Source organism: Nonomuraea sp. NPDC050786 (assembly GCF_040654115.1).
Taxonomy (GTDB): Bacteria; Actinomycetota; Actinomycetes; order Streptosporangiales; family Streptosporangiaceae; genus Nonomuraea.
Window position 1 is genome coordinate 632,371 of sequence record NZ_JBFAHJ010000001.1, and the last position, 22,247, is coordinate 654,617.

Below are 22,247 nucleotides of genomic sequence, written 5' to 3' on the forward strand. Positions count from 1 at the left end.
GCCCTCAGCCCTTCTTGGGGTCCCAGTGCGTGACCAGGCGGCCCTGGCCCGGCCAGAGGTCCGCCCAGGCGGACTCCACCTCGATCACCGCGAACGCCCCCGGCCGGAAGACGTGGTCGCCTCCGGCCAGCGCCAGGGCCAGCTCGTGCACGCCCGGGTTGTGCCCGCACAGCACCACGGTGCTCAGCTCGGGATCGGTCCGCCGGACCACCTCGAGCAGGTCCTCCGGGTACGCCTCGTAGATGTCCCGCTCGTAGCTGATCTCCACCTCGGGGAAGGCGAGCTCGGCGGTGCGCCTGGTCCTGAGCGCCGGCGAGCAGAGCACGACGTCCGGGGCGAGCCCGGCCGCCCTGATCTCGTCGCCCGCCCGCTTGGCGTCCCGCTCGCCCCTCCCGGTCAGCGGCCGCTCACGATCGGCCAGGCCCAGGATCTGGTCGGCTTTCGCGTGCCGCAGCACGATCAAGGTCCGCACCTCGTCACCCTGTCTTCGAGGCCCAGACGGCCAGCACGACTATCACGGCCAGGACGACGAGCATCGCCAGCAGAATGAGGCCCAGGGTCTTCCCGCCGCTGGGCGGCTTCTCACCGTTCACGCGCCCAGTTTCCCACCGAGGAGCCTCGCTTCCACTCCCGCCTTCGGCCAAGGCGTCCGGGAACGCGAGACGCCCGCCCCTACGCAGCGGGGCGGGCGTCCGAAGGGTGTCATCGGGTCATGAGGCGACCGGGGCGTGCTCCCGGTTGTCGTTGTTGGCCGGCTCCGTGGTCACGGAGCGCCGCTTCGACACCACGATGGCCCCGACCACCACGGCCACCGCCACCACCGTGACGACGACGCGGATGACCGGGTTGCCCGCGTACAGCACCACGGCCGGCGCGACCAGGAGCGCCACCAGGTTCATCACCTTGATCAGCGGGTTGATGGCGGGACCGGCCGTGTCCTTGAACGGGTCGCCGACCGTGTCGCCGATGACCGTGGCGGCGTGCGCCTCCGAGCCCTTGCCGCCGTGGTGGCCGTCCTCCACCAGCTTCTTGGCGTTGTCCCAGGCGCCGCCCGAGTTCGCCAGGAAGACGGCCATCAGCGTGCCGCACGCGATGGCGCCGGCGAGGTAGGCGCCCAGCGGCGCGTACCCGAGCGCGAACCCGACCGCGATCGGCGTCATGACCGCCAGCAGGCCGGGCGTGGCCAGCTCGCGGAGCGAGTCGCGGGTGCAGATGTCCACGACGCGGCCGTACTCCGGCTTCTCCGAGCCGTCCATGATGCCCGGCTTGTTGCGGAACTGGTCGCGTACCTCGAACACCACGCGCATCGCGGCCCGTCCGACCGCCATGATCGCGAGCCCCGCGAAGAGGAACACGACAGCCGCACCGATGATCAGGCCCACCAGAACGTTCGGCTGGTCGACGCCGAGGCTGAAGGTGGAGAAACTGCCGAGCGCGGCCTTGATGTCCGCGGTCGCCTTGGCCAGCTCGCCCTCCACCGCGGTGCGGAAGGCGCCGAACAGCGCGGTCGCCGCCAGCACGGCCGTGGCGATGGCGATGCCCTTGGTGATGGCCTTGGTGGTGTTGCCGACGGCGTCCAGGCTGGTGAGCACGCGGGCGCCGTCGCCCTCGACGTCACCCGACATCTCGGCGATGCCCTGGGCGTTGTCGGAGACCGGGCCGAAGGTGTCCATGGAGACGATGACGCCGACCGTGGTCAGCAGGCCGGTGCCGGCCAGGGCCACCGCGAACAGCGCGATCGTCACGTTCCCGAACCCGAGCAGGAACGCGCCGTAGACCGCGCCGCCGATGACCAGGGCCGAGTAGACGGCCGACTCCAGGCCGACACTGATGCCGGCCAGGATGACGGTGGCCGGGCCGGTGGCCGAGCTCTCGCCGATCTCGCGTACGGGACGGCGGTTGGTCTCGGTGAAGTAGCCGGTCAGCAGCTGGATGGCGCTGGCCAGCACCAGGCCGATGAGCACCGCGCCGATGGCGATGAGCCGCGGGTCGGCGTCGGAGCGCACAGTGCCGCCGGTCAGGCCGCCGAAGCTGCTGGGCAGGTAGAGGTACGCGGCACCCGCGACGAGGACCGCGGAGATCGCGGCCGAGATGAAGAAGCTGCGGTTGATCGCCGCCATGCCGCTGCGGTCGCTGTCGCGCACCCTCGTGACGAAGATGCCGATGATCGCCGTGATCACACCGATCATCGGGACGATCAGCGGGAAGACCAGCCCCTGCTCGCCGAAGGCCACCTTGCCCAGGATGAGGCTGGCGACCAGCATGACCGCGTACGACTCGAACAGGTCGGCCGCCATGCCCGCGCAGTCACCGACGTTGTCGCCCACGTTGTCGGCGATGGTCGCGGCGTTACGCGGGTCGTCCTCCGGGATGCCCTGCTCGACCTTGCCGACCAGGTCGGCGCCGACGTCGGCGGCCTTGGTGAAGATGCCGCCGCCGACTCGCATGAACATCGCCAGCAGCGCCGCCCCGAACCCGAAGCCCTCGAGCACGCCGGGCGCGTTGCCCTGGTAGATGAACACGACCACGGCCGCACCGAGCAGGCCGAGGCCCACGGTGAACATCCCGGCCACACCGCCGGTACGGAACGCGATGCGCATGGCGCGCTTCTCGCCCGCTTCGCTGGCCGCGGCGGCGACGCGGACGTTCCCGCGCACGGCCAGCCACATGCCCATGAACCCGGTCAGCGCGGAGAACACCGCCCCGACCACGAAGAAGATCGATCGTCCTATGCGGAGTTCCGTCGTTTCCGCAGGTAGAAGGAGCAACAGGAAGGGAATCACGACGACGAAGATCGCCAACGTGCGGAACTGACGTGCGAGGTAGGCGGCGGCGCCTTCTTGTACGGCGCGCGCGATGTTCTGCATGCGCTCAGTGCCCTGGCCGGCGGACAGCACTTCACGCACCAGGCCGCCTGCGACGGCCAGCGCGATCAGTGCGACCGCGGCGACCACGATCACGATGGTGAGATTGTTTCCACTCAGGGCCAGATTGGACGCTGGCTCCGCTGCCAGCATGTGCCTGCTCATCGTTCTCCTCGGCAAGACCGGTCGTCCTGCCCGGGCGGTGCTGCAGTTTTCCTCGGCGGGTGTTGCGGCACCATCCGGGTTGTGGGTGCCGCTTCCGGTTGAATCCGCGTTCCGCCGGATCACCTTGGCCGGTGCCGGGAGTCTACGCAGGCACTCAACGGATATGAAGGCTCTCGAGGCGGCTATTTGTGCTCGCGTCTAGTAATCCCCTGACAGCGACCCGGTTTGCGGCCTGACAGGGGAAATTTCCCCGGGTTTAAGGTTATGAAAACCTATCGTTATGGCCAGACCGAAACACCGACCACCTTGGGCTGCCCCAGGACGTCTCACGAGGCCGGCACCGAGGGCTGCCCCCGGACGCCTCACTCGGCCGGCCTGGCGCCCGCTTTCCCATCGCCTGCCTGGAACCCCGCCGGCATGTGACGCTCTTGCACCGCCGTCACAAGGGTTCGCCGAAGCCTCATCAGCATGGTCGTCCGTCACCCACCAGCGCCCTGCCGGTGCCCCCGCTTCCCCGCCAAGCAGAACGGAAGCGTCTTCCGGGCAGCCGAAACAGAAGGCACGGCGCCCGAGCTCCGGTGACGGCGGCCGACCGGCCTCAGCTCCACCTGCAGCAGACAGCCCCGGGGCCGTTCTTCCGCACCAGCAGCTCGAGCGCGCGCATGATGAAGGGCTGGACGCCGACAAGCAGCGGCGGCGCCCAGCGCGGCGAGCGAGGCAGGTATGAGCTCAGGTCACGTTGGCGGCGGGCCAGCTCATACGGATGTTCGTGCCCTTCGGGCTGGGGAAGACCTCGACGTCGTCGGCCAGACCCTCGATGACCGCTATGCCAAAGCCTGACATGAACGAGTCAGAGAGCATGCCCAGATCGAGGGGCTGCTCCTGCTTGATCTCATCGCTGGGGGCCTGATCGCTGACCGTGACTTCGAAACGCCCGGAATCGTCACGCAGCTCGATGCGGATGGGCTCGCCCGGACAGTGGACGCGGTGCGCCTCGACTGCCCGGGAACACGCCTCACCCACAGCGAGCCTGACCTCGTCCAGCAGCGACTCCTGCACGCCGGTGCGGCGGGCTATCGCCGTCGCCACCAGCCGTGCGGTCCGCACGTGCGCGGGGAGAGCGCTGAACGTCAGCTCGACGGTAGCCATGCTACTTGTCTTTGCCGTGAGCTTCCTTGGCCTCGTCGACCGAAGCGTAAATCCCGAAGACCTTGGTCAGTCCGGTGATCCGGAAGATCTTGAGGATGCGCTCCTGCGTGCACACCAGCTCGAGCGAGCCGTCGTGTGCACGAACCCGCTTGAGCCCCCCGACCAGGACACCGAGGCCCGTGGAGTCGAGGAAGTCCACCTTCTCCATGTTCACGAGAAGGTGGAAGTTGCCCTTGTTGACCAGGTCAATGAGGAGCTCACGCAATCTCGGCGCCGTGTAGACATCGATCTCACCCTCGACCTCCACGATGGTGAGTCGGTCTTCGGTGCGGTGATCCAACTTCAGATCCACAGATCCTCCAGCGCCTCGCCTGCGAAACTACTCTCTTGGGCCTGGCAATCTGGAGCGTGGCCCCAGACTGTCCGACCCTGACGCGCGGCATTCAACCACGCGTCTGGCTTGTGTCTATACGAAATCACGATTCCCGGCGACTTTGCCCACAGATGCAAGACTGGAAACAGTGACTTCCACCGCATCCTCCCCACAACAGGCGGGTCCACTCCTCCGGCACCTGCTTGGTGTTCCCGCACGTCATGAGCGTGTCACCCATGTGGAGCATGTTCCAGCACGTCAGGCCGGTCAAGCCGAATGGCCCAAATGGGCCCCAGAAGTGCTTGTTACGCGCTTGGCGAACCGCGGGATCACCGGACTCTGGCGCCACCAGTACGAAGCCGCCGACCTGGCATTCCGTGGCCGAAACGTGATCATCTCAACCGGCACGGCCTCGGGCAAGTCCCTGGCGTACCTGACCCCGGCGGTCGCCGCCTGCCTCGACGGCGGCACGATCCTGTACCTGACGCCGACCAAGGCCCTGGCCGCCGACCAGCTGCGCAGCCTGCGCGAACTGCGCATCACCCAGCTGCGCGCCGCCTGTTTCGACGGCGACACGCCGTTCGAGGAACGTACGTGGGTGCGCCAGCACGCCAACTACGTCCTGACGAACCCGGACATGCTGCACCGGAGCATCCTGCCTCGTCACGCCCAATGGTCGTCGTTCTTCCGCCGGTTGCGCATGATCGTCGTGGACGAGTGCCACGGTTACCGCGGCGTCTTCGGCTCCCACGTCGCCCAGATCCTGCGCCGCCTGCGCCGCGTCTGCGCCCGGTACGGCTCGCGCCCCACATTCCTGCTCGCGTCGGCGACGGCCAGCGAGCCGGGGGCGTTCGCGATGAGGCTGACGGGGCTTGAGATGGACGAGGTGACCGTGGACGCCTCGCCCAAGGGTGCGACCACCATCGCGCTGTGGGAGCCGCCTCTGACGGAGCTACGGGGCGAGGGAGGGGCACCTGTGCGGCGTACGGCCACGGCGGAGGCGGCGGATCTGCTCGCGGACCTCGTCCTGGCGGACGTACGGACGCTCGCCTTCGTCCGCTCCCGCCGGGGCGCCGAGACGGTCGCGCTGACGGCCCGCGCCAAACTCGCCGACGTGGCCTTCTCCCTCTCAGGCCGCTTCCCGCACCCGCCCGGCGCAGCGGAACAGCCCATCACCGGCCACGACACCCCCAGAACCCCCCAAGACGAACCACTCACCAGCCAGGACAGCCCCGCGACGGGTCTGGATGGGCCCGCCGCGACCCCGGGTCGGCATGCTAAAAGTCTGGATGGGCACGCCACCGTTCCGGATGGGCACGCCACCGGTCAGGGTGGGCATGCCACCGGTCAGGGCGGCGAAGCAAGCGGGCAGGTTCCGGAGAGCTCTCTCAACTGGGCTCTCCCGGACCCCTCCCCTCACCCTGACTGGTCCGACCTCCCCAACAAGATCGCCGCCTACCGGGCCGGCTACCTGGCGGAAGACCGCAGGCTCCTGGAGAAGGCCCTCCGCGCGGGCACGCTGATGGGCCTGGCCACCACGAACGCCCTAGAGCTCGGCGTGGACGTCTCAGGTCTGGACGCCGTGCTGATCGCAGGCTGGCCGGGCACCCGCGCCTCGCTCTGGCAGCAGGCGGGCCGGGCCGGTCGCGACGGCCAGGACGCGCTCGCCGTGCTGATCGCCCGGGACGACCCCTTGGACACCTACCTCGTACACCACCCCCAGGCCCTGTTCGGCCGGCCCGTGGAGGCGATCGTCCTCGATCCCGACAACCCGTACGTGCTGGGCCCCCACCTCTGCGCCGCGGCCGCCGAGATCCCGCTGACCGAGGACGATCTGCCCATCTTCGGCGACACCACTTCAACCGTCCTCGATGACCTGGTCGCCCAGGGGTTGCTCAGAAGGCGCCCCACGGGCTGGTTCTGGACCAGGCGGGAGCGCGCCACAGACCTTGCCGACATCCGGGGCGGCGGAGGCGCCCCCATCCAGGTCGTGGAGTCGTCCACCGGCCGCCTCCTGGGCAGCGTGGACGAGCCGTCCGCCCACACCACGGTGCACACAGGCGCGGTCTACCTCCACCAGGGCGAGACCTTCCTTGTGGAGCTCCTCGACCTGGAGGCCGGGGTGGCCCTGGTCTCCGGCGCCAACCCGGACTTCACGACGTTCGCTCGCGACATAACCGACATCTCCATCCTCGCCACCCAACGCTCGCAACCGCTGGGGGCCGGCACCCTGCACTTCGGCGAGGTGGAGGTGACCCGGCAAGTGGTCTCCTACCTCAAGAGACGCCTCCAATCAGGCGAAATGCTCGGAGACGAGCCCCTCGACCTGCCGCCGCGCACCCTCCGCACCCGCGCCGTCTGGTGGACGCTCCCCGCCTCGGCCGTGGCCCCGCTCGCGGAGGCCGGCATCGACCTCGGCGGAGCCGCCCACGCGGCCGAGCACGCCTCCATCGGGCTGCTCCCCCTCTTCGCCACCTGCGACCGCTGGGACATCGGCGGCGTCTCCACCGAGCTCCACGCCGACACGGGCCTGCTCACGGTCTTCGTGTACGACGGCCACGAGGGCGGCGCAGGCTTCGCCGAACGCGGCTACGCCCGCGCGGCGGACTGGCTGACCGCCACACGTGAAGCCATAACGTCCTGCGAATGCGAACGAGGCTGCCCGTCCTGCATCCAGTCCCCGAAATGCGGCAACGGCAACGAACCCCTGCACAAACGAGGCGCCGTCCGCCTCCTCGACACGCTACTGAGCCCTCAGTCAACTACTACCGGCTGATGCCGGTGGTTTGCTCTCACGGTCCCGTCTGGCTGAAGCGAGGCCGGTAGCGTGTGGCTGGTTGACGGCAGCCCAGCCCGCAGCGCCGCGTTGGGCGATGTTGCGGGCCGCGATGTGGTCGGCGTGCCCAGCGAGGCCGCACCGGGTGCAGGCGAAGCGGCCGCGTGCCGGCCGGTTCGCCCTGCTGGTCCATCCGCATTGCGGGCAGGCCTGGCTGGTGTAGGCGGGGTCGACCAGGGTGAAGGCGATCCCGGCTCGGGCGGCCTTGTAGCGGGTGAACGCGATCTGCTGGGCGAAGGCCCAGGAGTGCAGGGTGCGCCGCTGGAGCCGGTGAGCCCTTACCCGGGAGCGGATGCCTTGGAGGTCTTCCAGGGCGATGCCGCGGCCGGTGCGTTCGGCTTCGCGCACCACATATGTGGGGATTTGGTGGTTGACGTTGGTCATCATCCGGTGCTCGCGCCCGGCCGGGCGGCGCAGCACCCGCCGCGCCGCAGGCGTGCCCTTCTTCTGCAACCGGCGGCGTTGCCGATGCCGCCGCTCCCGCAACGTTCGCACATGCCCGTTGCCGTCGATGGTGCCGGGCAGGGCGGAGCCGGGAAGCACCACACTGTCGGACGTGACCGCCAGGTTTGCCACTCCCTGATCCACAGCGAGGAAACCGTTGACCGGCTCGCGCACCGCTGGTTTGGGCAGGGAGGGTGACCTGCAGCAGCCACACGCCGCGCCGGCAGATCAGGTCTGCCTCCCCCATCGGCAGGGTGTCGAGGGCTTTGAGGTCTTGCTCGCGGCCGGTGTAGGAGACGTGGACGCGGCCGGTGGGGGTCCACAGGGACACGATGCGGGCGTCCCGGTTCCAGCTCATCAGGCGCGCGTCGTAGGGGACTGCCCCGGACGGACGGAACACATGAGCCCGCTTCTTGGTGGCGCGGCGGTTGGCATAGGCGCCGGCGACCCGGGCGATGGCGCGCACGGCCGCCTGCGCGCCCAGCCCGGCGACCTCCGCACGCGCGGGGTGGTAAGCGAGCCGGTGCAGGTCCAGGATGGCGAAGGTGCGCTGCTGCCAGGCCAGGCGGGAGATTTAGGTGGCTGCCTGGTTACACACCTGCACGGCGACGGCGAGGGCAGTCACCTGGGCCGGGATGGGGGCGAGCCGAAGTTGCACGACCGAGGACAGGCCGTGCCGCTTGGCGGCCGAGCGGCGGATCGCCATCGCGCACCTCCCATCACTGGCGCATCACTGACCGCACACCACCGAAGTTTTCCATATTGTTTTCGATAGGAGGGCTGGCGCTTCCTCTCGCCCCTGAAGTGAAGGGCCGGGTCTCCGCGCCACAGCCCAGACGAATCTTCTAGCTCTCGCCATCCGTGTGTCGGCGGCCGGCATAAGCGCGTTCCTCGTCCGATTCCTTGTTGTCCTCGTCGGCCGCCCAGAAATCGGCGGACCCGGGCTGCGGGCGCTCCCAGAACCCGCTGTCCTCCATGGACCTGGGCGACGGCGGCAGGTAGTCGTCCCAGCGATCCTCGATCCGTACGGCGGACGGGAGGGGGTAGGCAGCCGAGTCGGGAACGTCCGTGACTGCGGAGCTGGGCAAGGCGATACGAACCGGCTCCTTACGGGTCTCCGCGACGCCTCGCACCTCCGCCTCCTCCCCCTCAGTCGAGAGCGGCAGCACGGCGGGCGCTTCCTGGCGCTTCTGGTGGAGCGTGGGCGATGGCGGGCGGGCGGGATCCGCCGCGTCAGGACGCTCAGCCGATAACGGCTGCCGGGCCTGTGACCGATCGGGTACTCGAGTCTTGGCGACCGCCAGAATCACAGCGGGCCGTCGCCGCGGTGGCGGAGTGATCGCGGGAATGCTGTCGCTCCCCGGCTTGGCCGCCTGCGTCCCACCAGCCGACGGCATGGCCGTTGCCGCGGCGGTCGTGCCGGACGCGGGGCCGCCCGATGCCACCGCGGCGAGCGCGCGCCGACGGGCCCAGGCGCCGGCGTGGGCGCCGACGAGCAACAGGAGGATGCCCGCCGCGACGTAGACGCCGTACTGGCCGACGTTCCCGATCGGCGACTCGCCCGACTGCGCCTCCACGTCGACGGGCTGGGCGGCAGCCGGCTGCGTGCCGTTCTTCGTGTCGGTCGGGGCGAGACCGCCCGTCTCATCGGCGGTAGGGATCGGGAGATTGCCCTTGGGGTCGGTGTCAGGTATGGCCGGCAGCTTGGCGGTCGGCCGCTTCTGAGTCGTCGGCCTGCTCGTCGGCTTGCTGGTCGGCAGCGTCTGCTTCTTGGCGGGGAGAGTGGGCAGTGGATCGACGTTCTTGGTCTCCTTGGTCTTGGGCGTCCGGGCGTCGGCGGTCTTCTTGGGCTTGGGCGCCGCGGGGAAGGCGACGTACGCGGGGGCCGAACTGCCCGAGCCGATCGAGCCGCCGTCACCGTCGCCCCTGAACGCCTTGATCGTGAACCCCACCTTCTGCCCTTCGGCCTTGGTCGGCACGGCCAGTGCCGCTCGGCACGAGGAGCCGGAGCACGCGCTGTCGACGGGCAGCCTCCCCACGATGCCGGACTGGGTGTTGGAGACCTCGTACGACTGCAGGTCGGGCTCCGAGCCCTTGCTCCAGGTCACGAGGACCTTGGACGTGCCCTGCCTGGTCGCGTCCACGTTGCCCGGCAGCTCGGGCGGCCGCTGGAGTTTGAACGTGCTGGTGGCGTACGCAGTGCCGGTGATCTCTCCCTTGAGGGTCACCGTGAAGGTGCCGTTGGGGGCGCCGCCGGCGTCGAACGTGCCGGAGATCGACTGGTTCGCTCCACCTCCGGCGACCTTCTGACCGGGTGTGGAGGGGCCTTCGACGTACAGGCCCACTTTCAACTGCATCACGCCCGTATGCGCGGAAACGGTCACAGCCGAGTTGGAGATCACCTGACCGTCGGAGGGCGAGGTGATCTGCCCGTCGGCCCGCACCGTCGCCGCGGCGGCCTGAGCGGATCCGCCGAGCGCGATGGATCCCGCCACGATCACTCCTGCGGCCACCACTCTGCCGACTACCGTCACGACGCTTCCCTCCATCGAGAGCCTCGCGCCGCCTGACCGCCTTGGGGGCGTTCACGCGACGACCGGAAGTGCAGTCCGCCCGGCCGATACGGTCACCGACCGTCCCCGGACCCGCACCTTAGCGACTTCGTCCCAGCTCTCCCAGACGTCCTATCGCATAAGGCATGGACCGAGGGTAAGCGGAACCTTACGGGACATACACAACTCTTGGACACCGCGTCTAAGTAGTCGAGACTGGATTGCGACCTAGCCCTCTGGACTTGACTGCCACATCGTTTTTCGCCAGCTATTGGAGTCGAGTCATGTCGCGAGTAAGACCATGTTCCGGATTGCACGGCAAGAGCTTTTTCCTATTTGTCCATCTACACTCCTGGCCGTGACTGGAAGCAGACGCGGTGGTTCCTTCTATGACGTGCCTCAGATCTTCGAGCGGTATCTCGATCATCGGCACAGTGGCGTGTCGAGCCCCAACCAGGTGATGGAGGAGCCGGCTCTCCTGGATGAGCTCGGCACGGTCGCGGGGCTCCGGGTGCTGGACCTCGGCTGCGGGGACGCGGCCATCGGACAAACGCTGCTGAACGCCGGTTGCCGCAGTTACCTGGGGTTGGACGGCTCGGCGGCAATGGTCGAGGCGGGCAACGCGGCCCTGCGGGGAACCTCAGGCCGGGTGGAGATGGCCGACATCGAGGACTTCTCCGCTCCAGCGTCGTCTTTCGATGTGATCGTTTCACGGTTGGCCTTTCACTATGTCGATGATCTCCAGTCCGTGCTGGCCGCCTGCCATGCCTGCCTCTCACCCGGTGGACGCATCGTTTTCACCGTCGTGCATCCCGTTCTGAGCTCGTACGACTCCGGGACGCAGGGGAAACGCACCTCATGGGTTGTCGATGACTACTTCGTCAAGGGGCCGCGGGAGAGGAGTTGGATGGGTGGCACAGTCACGTGGTTTCACCGGACTGTTGAGGATTATGTGATCGCCCTGATGAAGACCGGTTTTTCCCTGGCTTCTCTGCGAGAGTGCGCACCCAGCGAGGACCGCTTCAACGGCGATGTCGCTGAGCTGGAGCGTCGGCGTCGCGTTCCGCTGTTCCTGTTGCTTGCCGGCACGCGTATCGGATGAGCCCACATGCTCGGCCAGGCCTCAGGCCTCAGGCCTCAGGGACTCCCGCGTTGAGCCGGAGGCCGCGACACCGTACCCGAAATTGCTCTTGGCCTCGGAGGCCGCGACACCTCACCGAGATTGCTTTGGGCCTTGGAGGCCGACACGCCGCACTCGTGATTGCTCTTGCCGCCTCGGGGGCGGCGACGTCGTACCCGACTGCTCGATCATGGTGGTGTGACTGCTGGGCCGGCGCGGGCTCTGCCTGTCAGCGTGCGTGTGCCTAATAACGGTAGTGAGACCGGCAAGGAGGTCCAGACGTCGGCGATCTCTTGGGTGATCTGACAGCGGGTGAGCTCGACGCCGTTCTGCGCGGCGAGGGCGGCGGCTCTGGCGCAGGCGGCTGCTGGATCGGTCATCGCCAGTTTGGCTGCTGCCAGGGCGCTGAGGTCGGCGGCGCTGTTCGCGCGGTGGAGTGCCACGCGTGCCGAGCCCACCGTGGCGAACCCGGCGGCCACTGTCATCAGGATGCCCATGAGGGCCACGCCCCAGAGTGTGGCTGAGCCTCTTTCCCTGGTGCTGATCGGTGCCTCTCCTCTCCGTAGGGTCTGGTCTCTGTATGGCGTACTCATCTGCCGACTCCCGTTTTCTCGCTGGGTCAGGGGATGTTGCCGGGCTCGGTGTCAGCTGTGGCTGTGGCGGATATGCGGACCGCCGGCAGGGACTGGGCCCAGGGCGGTCGTACCTCGACCGTGATCTCGATTCTTGTGGTCTCCTTTTCGCGGGACACCGTCACCTGCGCGTCCGCCCGGCTGGCCGATCGGGCTCGGGCGCTCACCTGCTCCAGCGGCTCGCCTCTGGCCGCTGCGCGCGCTGCCGCGCGGGCCGCGTCCACGCATTCGAACTGGGCGCCCACGGCTTGGACGGCCCACAATGCGGCTGCCAGGACGACCATGAGCGCGGGCAGCATCGCGGCGGTCTCGGCCGTGACCGACCCTCGCGATGCCGACCGCGTCTCGCCCATGGAGGTCCGCGCTTGGCGGACGGTCATCCGTTGGCGGTGTTGAGTGCTCGGTCGATGAGTGAGCTCAGCATTTCCTGGACCTCTGGGCTGCTCACCACCTTGAACAGGAGCGCGGCGAATGCACAGGCCGCGATGGTGCCCACCGCGTATTCGGCCGTGGACATGCCTCGCTGCCGGTTGACGGCCGCGTAGTGGAGCCATCGGTTTCCGCGCGGAGGGTTGGGGAGATCCGCGCGTTGGACTGGCCCGGCTGGGTCGGCCAGCGGTGACCCGTTGTGTGCGGTGGATGGCGTGGGGGTGTCCCTTGGCCGCTCAGCGCTTGCGGTTTCGGCGGTTGAGCTTGCGGTCTCGGCAGTGTCGGCGGTTTCGGCAGTGTCTGGTGGCGCTATCGAGTGGGTGCGGGGCGCGTGGCTGCGGCTATGAGGGAGATTGCCTGACGTGGGCTGGGAGCTCTGCTTCGTGGCGGCTGTAATGCGCTCTGGCATGGTGTGGCGGCTCTGCTTCGTGGCGGCTGTGACGCTGTCTGATGTGGCGTGGGAGCTCTGCTTCGTGGCGGCTGTGACGCTGTCTGATGTGGCGTGGGAGCTCTGCTTCGTGGCGGCTGTGACGCTGTCTGGCGTGGCGTGGCGGCTCTGTTTTGTGGCGGCTCTGATGTCGTCTGGCGTGGTGGCGGGACTGTGCATCGTGCCTCCAGGTGGTGCTCGGAGCCGGGGTCTTGTCCGGCGGGATCCCTAGGTTGGCCGAAGCGGGGTGGTGGGCGGGGGACCGAGCGGCGTTCTGTGGATAAGCGGTGGGCGGCGGTCGGCGCTTGTGGATGAGTTTCGAGGGCTGGGGCGGCTGCGGTGCTACGGGAGGACGATCGTGGCGGCCAGGCCGGCTATGACCGGGACGATGCCCAGCAGGACGAATGCGGGCAGGAAGCACAGGCCCAAAGGGGCCACCGCCTTTACCCCGACGCTCCTGGCCGCGGCCACGGAGGCGGCTCTGGCGGCCTCGCGGGCGTCGTCGGCCAGGCGGGTCAGGACGTCCGCCACCGGGGCGCCGCTCTGCGCCGCTCGGCTCATGGCTCGGGAGAGCTGGGCCGTGGACGGGTCCTTCGCGAGGGTGCCCCAGGTGGGTTCGGGGTCGGCGCCGAGACGTAGCTGAGTGCTGACCCATTTCAACCGCCGGCCGAGTGGGCCGCCGATCGCGTCGGCGGCTATGTCGGTGGCGGCGCTCACCGGGCGGCCGGCGAGAAGGCATGCCGTCATCAGATCGGCGGCGAACGGGAGGTCGGCCGCGATTTGTCGGCGCTCGCGGTGGGACTGCTGCGGTTGCTTCTTGTGGAGGAATATCGCGACTGGTGGAGTGATCAGGATGCCCGCGAGGATTCCAGCAAGGCCTCCGATCAGAAGGGCGAGGATCAGGCCGGTGCCCGCGGCCGTGATGATCGTCTTTCGGGTGATGCGAGGTGGACGGGAGTTCAGCCAGGCCGGGTGAGACGGCTCCTCGTTCTTGATCTGCGCTCGCTGGGTCTCGGGATGAGGTGTTCTTGGCGGGTGTAGCCGGGACAGACGTTCGGCCGGGGTTCGTGGTGCGCACCACAGCCAGGTGGCCATGCCGGCGAACAACGCGGACAACAGCTGGAGCATCGGCCAGGTCCTATCAAGATCGGTGTACGGCTCGGCTGTGGGTTCAGGCTTGTGCTTGAGCCGCCATGCGGTTGGTCCACCACAGGCCGCAGGCGTCCAGTGCGATGCCCGCTATCAGGCACATGAGGCCGGGCAGGCTGCCGAACAGGAAGTCCAGCGGGTGCATGTTCAGGGCCGCGGCCATCAGGAGGCCGAGGGCCGGGAGCACGGCCAGGAGTCTGGCGGTGGTGCGCGGGCCGGCCAACTGGGCCGCGACGTCCTGGCGGTGGGCTTGGGCTGTGCGTAACGTGCTGCCGACCCGCTCGACCAGTACGGCCAGACCCGCGCCCACCGTCACGCCCACCTCCCAGCAGGCCGCCAGTTGGCGTAGGCCTTCGCCGCCTTGGGGTGGGGCCGACGAGATCAGGGCCGCGGAGACGTCGCCGCCGTCCCTCGCTGCCGCGATGACAGGGCGCAGGGTGTCCGGGGCCGGGAGGTCCACTGCCGCTATTGCCCTGGTCAGAGCCTCTCCGGGGGTACGGCCGGCCGAGAGCTCCGCGGACAGTGCCTGGCACAGCTCTATTGACGCCCGACGCCAGGACTCTGCGCGGCGTGCGGGGGTCGGGCGGGTGAGGAGCCTGCTCAAGGACTTCCGTCGGGCCTTCTGACCACCGCCCCCGGTCAGCTTGGCGAGGCGCGTTGTGGAGGCATCAGGGGCTGTCCACAGCCACACGGCGCAGGCTGTGGACAACGCGGCGATCAGGGCGCTGGTCATTCCACTGCCTCTGGCGTGCATGACGTCCCCGTTTTCCGGGTGCCGGTCATCGCGCTGCCTCTGGTGAGGACGTGGCGGCGTCTGGTTCGGCCGAGTCGCGTCGGTCCGGCTCGCGTGTGTGGGCCTTCATGGGTGTGGAGGACCTTGCGGTTGTGCTCTCTGTGACAGGGCTTCGTAGGCGGGGCCGGGCCGGGTGTTTCCCTGTGTGTCGAAGGTGAGGGCGGGGATCGACTCGACGAAGCCGGTCGAGGTGCGGGAGAGCAGGCAGATCTCGGCTACGCGCCTTCGGCCGTCCGGGCGGCCGCGGGTCAGGTGGATGACCGCGTCGAGCGCCGCGGCCAACTGGCTGTGCACGGCCTCCCTGGTCAGGCCCGCCGCGCAGCCCAGCGCCTCCAGCCGAGGTGGTACGTCGGCAGCGGTGTTGGCATGGAGCGTGCCGCAGCCGCCCTCGTGGCCCGTGTTGAGCGCGGCCAGCAGGTCGACCACCTCGCTGCCTCTCACCTCTCCCACCACCAGGCGGTCAGGGCGCATGCGGAGCGCCTGGCGCACCAGGTCGCGCAGGCCCACCCCGCCCGCGCCCTCCAGGTTCGCCGGGCGGGTTTCCAGGCGGACCACGTGGGGGTGGAGAGGGCGCAGCTCGGCGGAGTCCTCCACCAGGAGGAGGCGCTCCGCCGGATCTGCCAGCGACAGCAACGCCGACAGGAGCGTGGTCTTGCCGGTGCCGGTGCCGCCCGTCACCAGGAACGCCAGCCTGGCTGTCACCATGGCGGTCAGCACCGGAATCGCGGAAGGGGTGACCGTCCCCGCCGACACCAGGTCTCCCAAGGTGAACGTGCGGCGCGGCGGCAGGCGCAGCGACACACAAGTGCCGCCCGACGCCACCGGTGGGAGGACGGCGTGCAGGCGGACGCCTCCCGCGAGCCTGGCATCCACGTACGGGGAGGCGTCGTCCAGTCTCCGGCCTGCGGCGGCCGCGAGGCGCTGGGCCAGCCTGCGGACGGCTCCGTCGTCCGTGAAGGCGACCTGGGTGCGGCGTAGGCCGCCACCGTCGTCGATCCACACCTCGCGGGGGCCGTTGACCAGGACGTCCGTCACGTCGGGTCGGGCCAGCAAGGGCTCCAGCGGGCCCGCGCCGATCAGATCGGCGCAGAGGGCTCGGGCCACCGCGAGGATCTCCGCGTCGCCGTACACGGACTTCTCGGCTCGCAAGGCCACGGCCACCTGGGCGGCGCTGGGCTCCACGCCCGCCCGGGCCAGGCGTACGCGTACCGCTTCCACGAGCTCCGGGAGACGGCTCCTTGGGATGAGGAAGGGGTGGTCATGTCGGGAGAAGGTCCTGCAGGAGGGTGGTGCAGAGGGCGCCCAGCACGGTGCGAGGGCCGAGTTTGGGCAGCTCGCCGCGGTTGAGGGTGGCGGTGAGCCGTGGCTGGTCCGGCAGCGCGCCGGCGGACGGGATGCCGAGCGAGCTCGCGGCCGTGTCCTCGTCCACGATCCCCGGCCTGAGCACCGCGCGGATGTCGGAGGTGTGTTTGCGGATTTCGCCCAGCACCTGGACGGTCGACAAGATGCCGCGAACGTCCGCCGTGGCCACCATCAACGTGGTTTTCGCTCTGGTCAGAGCCTCGATCGCGGCGGGGTCCAGGCGACGCGGGAGGTCGACGACGATCAGATCGAAGCCTCGCTGGCCTGCTCCCAGGACCGAGCGCATGGCCTCAGCCGGGATGGCCGCCACCTCGCCCCTGTGGAACGAGAGGACCGCCAGGTCACCGAAGGACGGCAGGGCGGCCTGAAGCGCGCTGGAGCTGATCCGGCCCTCGCGGGCCACCAGGTCTCCCCAGCGGGCGCCCGACGCCTCCTCCTGGCCCAGCAGCGCGTCGATGCCTCCGCCCAGCGGGTCGGCGTCCACCAGCAGGGTGCGGAGGTGGTCGCCTGAGGCGCGCAGGGCCAGGCAGGCCGACAGGACACTCGCGCCCGCCCCGCCACGGCCGCCGATCACGCAGATCACCGAGCCCGAGCGGGGATCGGGCTCCATGGCGTCCGCGAACCGCTCCACCAGGTCGCGCTCGTCCTCGGGAAGCGCCATGACGGCCTGGGCGCCTACCGCCACGCATTTCCGCCAGGTGTCGGGGTCTTCGGCGGCTCGGGTGACGAGGAGGACCTGGTCCCGGGTGGGCGGTGAGGTCGCGGCCACGGCGTCCGCCTGGTCGGCGCCCACCGCGATCAGCGGCGCCAGGTTCCAGAACGGCCGGGCGTGGGCTGGAGTGTGCGCCACGTCGAGCTGGGCGCCTGCCGCGGCCGCTATGCGGACGAGGTCGTCGAGCAGGGCATGGTCTTCGGTGATGACGAGCGGACGGTGCATTGCCGGCTCCCTGGTGGGCGGGGTTGGGAGGCCAACGTTGCTGGAGGTGGCGGGGGCGGCGAGCAGGCGAACGGGGTTCTGGGGATGGTGGGTGACCGCTGGGGCGCCGCTGTGGACAAACGCCGGTCCGAGGCACCACGCCATGTCCGGACGAGAGAGGCCGAAGGAGGTGGAACACGCCATGCCCGAGAAGGGGCCGGAGGAGATGGACCACGCCATGCCCGGAGAAGAGGCCGGAGGAGGTGGAAAAGGGGCGACCCCCGCCGGGGGGGAGAGCGGGGGTCGCCTGAGCGGTCCGGCTCCGGGGGGGTAGAGCCGGTCCCGTTTCAGAAGAAAGCTTTCATCACTTCACCTGAGCCTGGCAAGGGACTGGCAAAGCTATCCCCTGCACGGTCGCTCAAGTTTCGGGCGATACCAACGTATGCTGCCCGATCGACTCGAGTTTCGTCGAGGAGCAATCTCGCATTTGCGCCAAGTTTTTTGTCAGCGACATAACGATCACATAAAGGAGATCACTCTCCGTGATCGTCACGGATCGGTAACCGGGTGACCCGAGGTGCCCGTGAAGGCCTATGCCCGGCCTGGCCCCATTGGCGGGTAAAGGTCTTGCTCCAAGGGGTTCCCATCAGGGCGGATCCGACGTAGAAAGAAGTCACGGACCCCTTGTCCGGGTGCATCAGCCGGGTACCCACGCGCGACCAGCCGCGGGAGGCGCGTCGTGACGGGCTTGACCCGCTCCGACGAATACAGGTGCACGCTTGGTAACCCGGCGTGATGCACCGGCAGACGGCGTCTCTTGACTGAGACGCCGTCAGCTATGTCAGCACCCCCGCCCGCCGGGCGCTCAGCCCCGCTGCATGGCCTCGCAGATGGCGGTCGTCTCCCGCACTCCGAGGGTTACCGCGGAGGCACACTGTTGTACCCAGCGGGCGACGCCCTCCGGCGTCCCGCTCAGGTACGCCCGCAACCCGTCGGCATAGGCCCCCTCCAGGTGCCCCACCTCCACGGCCACCAGGGACTTCGGGTCCAGCCCGTACTCGACCAGGGTGAGCCGCTCGGCCGAACGCGCCACGATCCCGTCGGCCGTGCCGAAGGGCCGCAGCGCCGCGAGCTCGGCGTGCACCACGGCGGCCAGCACGATCGCGGGCGCCTTGGTGGCCCCCTCCAGCAGGCCGAACAGCCCTTCCAAGCGCGCCGCCGCCTCAGCGGCCCCTGGCGCGGGTCCCAGGCCGAGCGGGTCCGGCGCCTCCAAGGGCGCCGACCGCGGGCGGCCCAGGGAGGAGTGCGGCGCGAGGCCGGCCGCGGCCACCGCGTGCAGGCGCGCGAGCACCTGCCGGGGCGCCGTACGCCAGGTCGGGCCCATCCGGCCCATCTCCGCCGAAGCACGAAGGGCCCCCTGCACCAGCGGGTCGTGGATCTCGTCCCGGCGCAGGGCGTCGAGGGACACCTCCACGCCCTCCAGGCAAGCCGACGCCCGCGCGCCGCGCAGGGACGACTCCGCGCTCACCGCCGGGCCGGCGCGGCGCAGGACGCGGTGGCGGTACAGCCTGTCGACGGCCTGCCGCGCCGAGTCCACGGCCTCGGCCACGCCGGGGAACTCCGCGATGACAGCCAATGGGTCACTCACGGGAACCGACCCTACCGGCGGGTACGGCCCGACCGTACCAGCGTCCCCGAGAGCCGCGGCAAGGCCGGAAAACCCGGCGATCGAATATCCGCGACCCTTTATGGGTCCCCTCCCGATTTCAGGATGACAACATTTCAATAGCGTTTGTCAGCCGTCCTGATAAGCGAGGGGCTCGTCGGTACGTACCTGTCTAGACCTCTTGTGTGTGGAGCCCGTGAGCTGGTGAAGTGGGACACGACCATCCAATCTGGCCATAGAAGGAGCACGAAGTGGCCCCGGAGACCCCTGGCAACGAGACCCAGGCGCTGTCCAACCTGCTGCAGGAGAACCGCCGGTTCGCACCGCCGGCTGATCTGGCGGCGGCCGCGAACGTGACCGCCGCCGCATATAGCGAGGCCGCCGCCGACCGTCTCGCTTTCTGGGAGCACGCAGCCGAGCGGCTGACCTGGGCCAAGCGGTGGGACAAGACGCTCGAGTGGAATCCCCCCTTCGCCAAGTGGTTCATCGGCGGCGAGCTCAACGTGGCCTACAACTGCGTCGACCGCCACGTCGACGAGGGCCGCGGCGACAAGGTCGCCTACTACTGGGAGGGCGAGCCCGAGGGGGACACCCGCACCCTCACCTACAACGACCTCAAGCGCGAGGTCAGCAAGGCCGCGAACGCCCTTCAGGAGCTCGGCGTCGCCAAGGGCGACCGCGTGGCCATCTACATGCCGATGATCCCCGAGCTGCCGATCGCGATGCTGGCCTGCGCCCGCATCGGAGCGATCCACTCGGTGGTGTTCGGCGGCTTCTCGGCCACGGCGCTGAAGAGCCGGATCGACGACGCCGACGCCAAGCTGGTCATCACCGCCGACGGCGGCTACCGCAGGGGCAACCCGTCGGCGCTCAAGCCCACGGTGGACGAGGCCGTCGCCGAGTGCCCCCAGGTCGAGAACGTCCTCGTCGTACGGCGCACCGGCCAGGACGTCGCGTTCGGCGACAAGGACGTGTGGTGGCACGACCTGGTCGACCGCCAGAGCGACCAGCACACCGCCGAGCCCCACGACGCCGAGGACCCGCTGTACATCCTCTACACCAGCGGCACCACGGGTAAGCCGAAGGGCATCCTGCACACCACGGGCGGCTACCTGACCCAGACCGCCTGGACCCACCACGCCGTCTTCGACCTCAAGCCCGACACCGACATCTACTGGTGCACGGCCGACATCGGCTGGGTGACGGGCCACTCCTACATCGTGTACGGCCCCCTGGCCAACGGCGCCACCAGCGTCATCTACGAGGGCACCCCCGACACCCCGCACCGCGGCCGGTTCTGGGAGATCGTGCAGAAGTACAAGATCACGATCCTCTACACCGCCCCCACGGCGATCAGGACGTTCATGAAGTGGGGCGACGACATCCCCGCGAAGTACGACATGTCCAGCCTGCGCATCCTGGGCTCCGTCGGCGAGCCGATCAACCCGGAGGCGTACGTCTGGTACCGCGAGAACATCGGCCACGAGCGCTGCCCCGTCGTCGACACCTGGTGGCAGACCGAGACGGGCGCCATCATGATCAGCCCGCTCCCGGGCGTCACCGACGGCAAGCCGGGCGCCGCGATGCGCCCGCTCCCGGGCATCTCCGCGGACGTGGTCGACGACCAGGGCAACAGCGTCCCCAACGGAGGCGGCGGCTTCCTCGTGGTGCGCGAGCCGTGGCCGTCGATGCTCCGTACGATCTGGGGCGACGACCAGCGCTACATCGACACCTACTGGAGCAGGTTCGAGGGGATGTACTTCCCCGGCGACGGCGCCAAGCGGGACGAGGACGGCGACCTGTGGCTGCTCGGCCGCGTGGACGACGTCATGCTCGTCTCCGGCCACAACATCTCCACCACGGAGGTGGAGAGCGCCCTGGTCAGCCACCCGAAGGTCGCGGAGGCGGCAGTGGTCGGCGCGACCGACCCGGTGACGGGCCAGGCGATCGTGTCGTTCGTGATCCTGCGCGGCTCGGCGGAGGAGAGCGACGACATCGCCGCCGACCTGCGGAACCACGTGGCCAAGACCCTCGGCCCGATCGCCAAGCCGCGCCAGATCCTGGTCGTGCCCGAGCTGCCCAAGACCCGCTCCGGCAAGATCATGCGCCGCCTCCTGCGCGACGTGGCGGAGAACCGCAGCATCGGCGACGTCACCACCCTGGCCGACAGCACGGTGATGAACCTGATCTCGGAGAAGCTCCCGTCGGCGAAGTCCGAGGACTGAAGCGCCGCATAGAGGGCGTATGTCCCTGTATGGGGATATGCGCCCTCTATGTGTACGCTAGTACGCAGGTGTGCCGGGAAGTCTGGTCGGCATGAAAAGCGGCATTCCGACCAGAGGACTACCATGCGTACCCAGACTCGTGCCATCGCCGAGGCCCTCCGCACCGAGACCATCGGCGGAGTCATCATGCTCACCGCCACGATCGCCGCCCTGGCCTGGGCGAACCTCTCCCCCGACAGCTACGAGGCGCTCCGCGGGACCCGGCTCGGCCCCCTCTGGAGCTGGACAAGTGGGCGCAGAACGGCCTGCTGACGATCTTCTTCTTCGTGGCGGGCCTCGAGGTAAAGGCGGAACTGGTCCACGGCGAGCTGGCCAACGTCCGCAAGGCCGCCCTCCCGATCATCGCGTCCCTGGCCGGAATGGCCGTACCGGCCGTCGTCTACCTGCTGGTGAGCTGGGGCGAGCGCGACGCCGCCCGCGGCTGGGCGATCCCGACGGCCACCGACATCGCCTTCGCGCTCGCCGTGCTCGCCGTGACGGCCAGCGCGATGCCGGCCGCGCTCCGCGCGTTCCTGCTGACCTGCGCGGTCGTGGACGACCTCGGCGCGATCACGATCATCGCCGTCTTCTACACGAGCCACGTCGACGTCCTCATGCTGCTCCTGGGAGCGGCTCTGCTGGCCGCGTACGCCCTGCTGCCGCACCAGAAGTACACGCTGGTGCCGCTGGGCGTGGCCCGTGTTCGCGTTCCTGTCGGCGGGGGTGAAGCTGGACGGATCAAGCCTGGGCGCTATCTTCTCCGATCGGGTAGTTCTGGGAGTGATTGCGGGACTCGTACTCGGGAAGTTCCTCGGCGTGTTCGGCGGCGCCTGGCTGTCGGTGCGGCTCGGCCTGGCGAAACTGTCGGAAGAGCTGCATTGGCGGGACATGGCGGCGGTGTCGTTGCTGGCCGGGATCGGGTTCACGGTTTCACTGCTGATCGGCGACCTGGCGTACGGTGACGACCGGCAGCGGGCCGAAGCTGTCACCACCGGGATCCTCGCGGCCAGCGTCGTCGCGTCGATCCTGGCGGCGGTGCTGCTGCACGTGAGGGTGCGCAAGCATCGCTTTGCGCTGGATGATGTTTGACACGGCCGCCAGGCCTC

At 69.2% G+C, this 22,247-nt stretch carries 19 protein-coding genes and 1 pseudogene; 6 read left to right on the plus strand and 14 right to left on the minus strand.

Translation table 11 applies throughout. The features are described 5' to 3' along the window. Positions 1-4: 4 nt before the first annotated feature. From AB0H84_RS03300 to AB0H84_RS03315, 4 genes are all read right to left on the minus strand, one after another. Positions 5-472, minus strand: a complete 468-nt coding sequence (locus tag AB0H84_RS03300; protein ID WP_357597372.1) for a histidine phosphatase family protein — start codon at positions 470-472, stop codon at positions 5-7. A 238-nt stretch (positions 473-710) separates the two neighbouring features. Then, complete coding sequence (locus AB0H84_RS03305) at positions 711-3,029, minus strand: sodium-translocating pyrophosphatase (RefSeq protein WP_357597375.1); 2,319 nt, start codon at positions 3,027-3,029, stop codon at positions 711-713. Positions 3,030-3,758: 729 nt separating this feature from the next. Beyond that, on the minus strand, positions 3,759-4,178 hold the full coding sequence (locus tag AB0H84_RS03310; protein ID WP_357597378.1) for an ATP-binding protein: 420 nt from the start codon (positions 4,176-4,178) through the stop codon (positions 3,759-3,761). A gap of 1 nt (position 4,179) precedes the next feature. Then, the gene (locus AB0H84_RS03315) at positions 4,180-4,530 is read right to left on the minus strand and encodes an STAS domain-containing protein (protein WP_043629845.1); all 351 of its coding nucleotides are present in this window, start codon (positions 4,528-4,530) and stop codon (positions 4,180-4,182) included. Between the two features lie 409 nt (positions 4,531-4,939). Between AB0H84_RS03315 and AB0H84_RS03320 the strand changes: the two genes are divergently transcribed. Next, positions 4,940-7,327 carry a DEAD/DEAH box helicase gene (locus tag AB0H84_RS03320; protein ID WP_357597381.1) on the plus strand — a complete coding sequence of 796 codons (2,388 nt, stop codon included), beginning with the start codon at positions 4,940-4,942 and terminating at the stop codon, positions 7,325-7,327. Here the strand turns inward: AB0H84_RS03320 and AB0H84_RS03325 are convergent. Continuing rightward, the gene (locus tag AB0H84_RS03325) at positions 7,310-8,005 is read right to left on the minus strand and encodes a transposase (protein ID WP_357597383.1); all 696 of its coding nucleotides are present in this window, start codon (positions 8,003-8,005) and stop codon (positions 7,310-7,312) included. The genes AB0H84_RS03320 and AB0H84_RS03325 overlap by 18 nt on opposite strands. Positions 8,006-8,676: 671 nt before the next feature. Next, the gene (locus AB0H84_RS03330) at positions 8,677-10,365 is read right to left on the minus strand and encodes a hypothetical protein (protein WP_357597386.1); all 1,689 of its coding nucleotides are present in this window, start codon (positions 10,363-10,365) and stop codon (positions 8,677-8,679) included. Between the two features lie 376 nt (positions 10,366-10,741). Between AB0H84_RS03330 and AB0H84_RS03335 the strand changes: the two genes are divergently transcribed. Then, entirely contained in the window at positions 10,742-11,485 is a 744-nt protein-coding gene (locus tag AB0H84_RS03335) for a class I SAM-dependent methyltransferase (protein WP_357597389.1), read from the plus strand. A gap of 206 nt (positions 11,486-11,691) precedes the next feature. Here AB0H84_RS03335 and AB0H84_RS03340 read toward each other — a convergent pair whose 3' ends face one another. The 8 genes from AB0H84_RS03340 to AB0H84_RS03375 form a co-directional block, all read right to left on the minus strand. Then, positions 11,692-12,096, minus strand: a complete 405-nt coding sequence (locus tag AB0H84_RS03340) for an Rv3654c family TadE-like protein (protein WP_357597392.1) — start codon at positions 12,094-12,096, stop codon at positions 11,692-11,694. A gap of 26 nt (positions 12,097-12,122) precedes the next feature. Then, positions 12,123-12,515, minus strand: coding sequence for a TadE family type IV pilus minor pilin (locus AB0H84_RS03345; RefSeq protein ID WP_357597395.1), 393 nt, complete (start codon positions 12,513-12,515; stop codon positions 12,123-12,125). After that, positions 12,512-13,171 carry a DUF4244 domain-containing protein gene (locus AB0H84_RS03350; RefSeq protein ID WP_357597398.1) on the minus strand — a complete coding sequence of 220 codons (660 nt, stop codon included), beginning with the start codon at positions 13,169-13,171 and terminating at the stop codon, positions 12,512-12,514. The genes AB0H84_RS03345 and AB0H84_RS03350 overlap by 4 nt, the downstream gene beginning before the upstream one ends. Before the next feature lie 162 nt (positions 13,172-13,333). Next, positions 13,334-14,119, minus strand: a complete 786-nt coding sequence (locus AB0H84_RS03355) for a type II secretion system F family protein (protein ID WP_357597401.1) — start codon at positions 14,117-14,119, stop codon at positions 13,334-13,336. A gap of 43 nt (positions 14,120-14,162) precedes the next feature. Next, entirely contained in the window at positions 14,163-14,894 is a 732-nt protein-coding gene (locus AB0H84_RS03360; RefSeq protein WP_357597404.1) for a type II secretion system F family protein, read from the minus strand. 105 nt (positions 14,895-14,999) lie between these two features. Continuing rightward, entirely contained in the window at positions 15,000-16,151 is a 1,152-nt protein-coding gene (locus AB0H84_RS03365; RefSeq protein WP_357597407.1) for a TadA family conjugal transfer-associated ATPase, read from the minus strand. A 40-nt stretch (positions 16,152-16,191) separates the two neighbouring features. Beyond that, positions 16,192-17,232 carry a septum site-determining protein Ssd gene (gene ssd, locus AB0H84_RS03370; RefSeq protein ID WP_357597410.1) on the minus strand — a complete coding sequence of 347 codons (1,041 nt, stop codon included), beginning with the start codon at positions 17,230-17,232 and terminating at the stop codon, positions 16,192-16,194. A gap of 844 nt (positions 17,233-18,076) precedes the next feature. Further along, positions 18,077-18,859: an oxidoreductase gene (locus AB0H84_RS03375; RefSeq protein ID WP_357597413.1), complete on the minus strand. Its 783-nt coding sequence runs from the start codon at positions 18,857-18,859 to the stop codon at positions 18,077-18,079. Positions 18,860-19,128: 269 nt separating this feature from the next. Here AB0H84_RS03375 and acs point away from each other — a divergent pair, with 269 nt between their 5' ends. From acs to AB0H84_RS03395, 4 genes and pseudogenes are all read left to right on the plus strand, one after another. Beyond that, positions 19,129-21,102: an acetate--CoA ligase gene (gene acs / locus AB0H84_RS03380; protein WP_357597416.1), complete on the plus strand. Its 1,974-nt coding sequence runs from the start codon at positions 19,129-19,131 to the stop codon at positions 21,100-21,102. Between the two features lie 123 nt (positions 21,103-21,225). Next, positions 21,226-21,414 carry a hypothetical protein gene (locus AB0H84_RS03385; protein WP_357597418.1) on the plus strand — a complete coding sequence of 63 codons (189 nt, stop codon included), beginning with the start codon at positions 21,226-21,228 and terminating at the stop codon, positions 21,412-21,414. A gap of 14 nt (positions 21,415-21,428) precedes the next feature. Continuing rightward, positions 21,429-21,755: pseudogene (locus AB0H84_RS03390) on the plus strand (Na+/H+ antiporter NhaA); the annotation flags it as partial. An 85-nt stretch (positions 21,756-21,840) separates the two neighbouring features. Continuing rightward, the gene (locus AB0H84_RS03395) at positions 21,841-22,230 is read left to right on the plus strand and encodes a Na+/H+ antiporter NhaA (protein WP_357597421.1); all 390 of its coding nucleotides are present in this window, start codon (positions 21,841-21,843) and stop codon (positions 22,228-22,230) included. Positions 22,231-22,247: the final 17 nt, after the last annotated feature.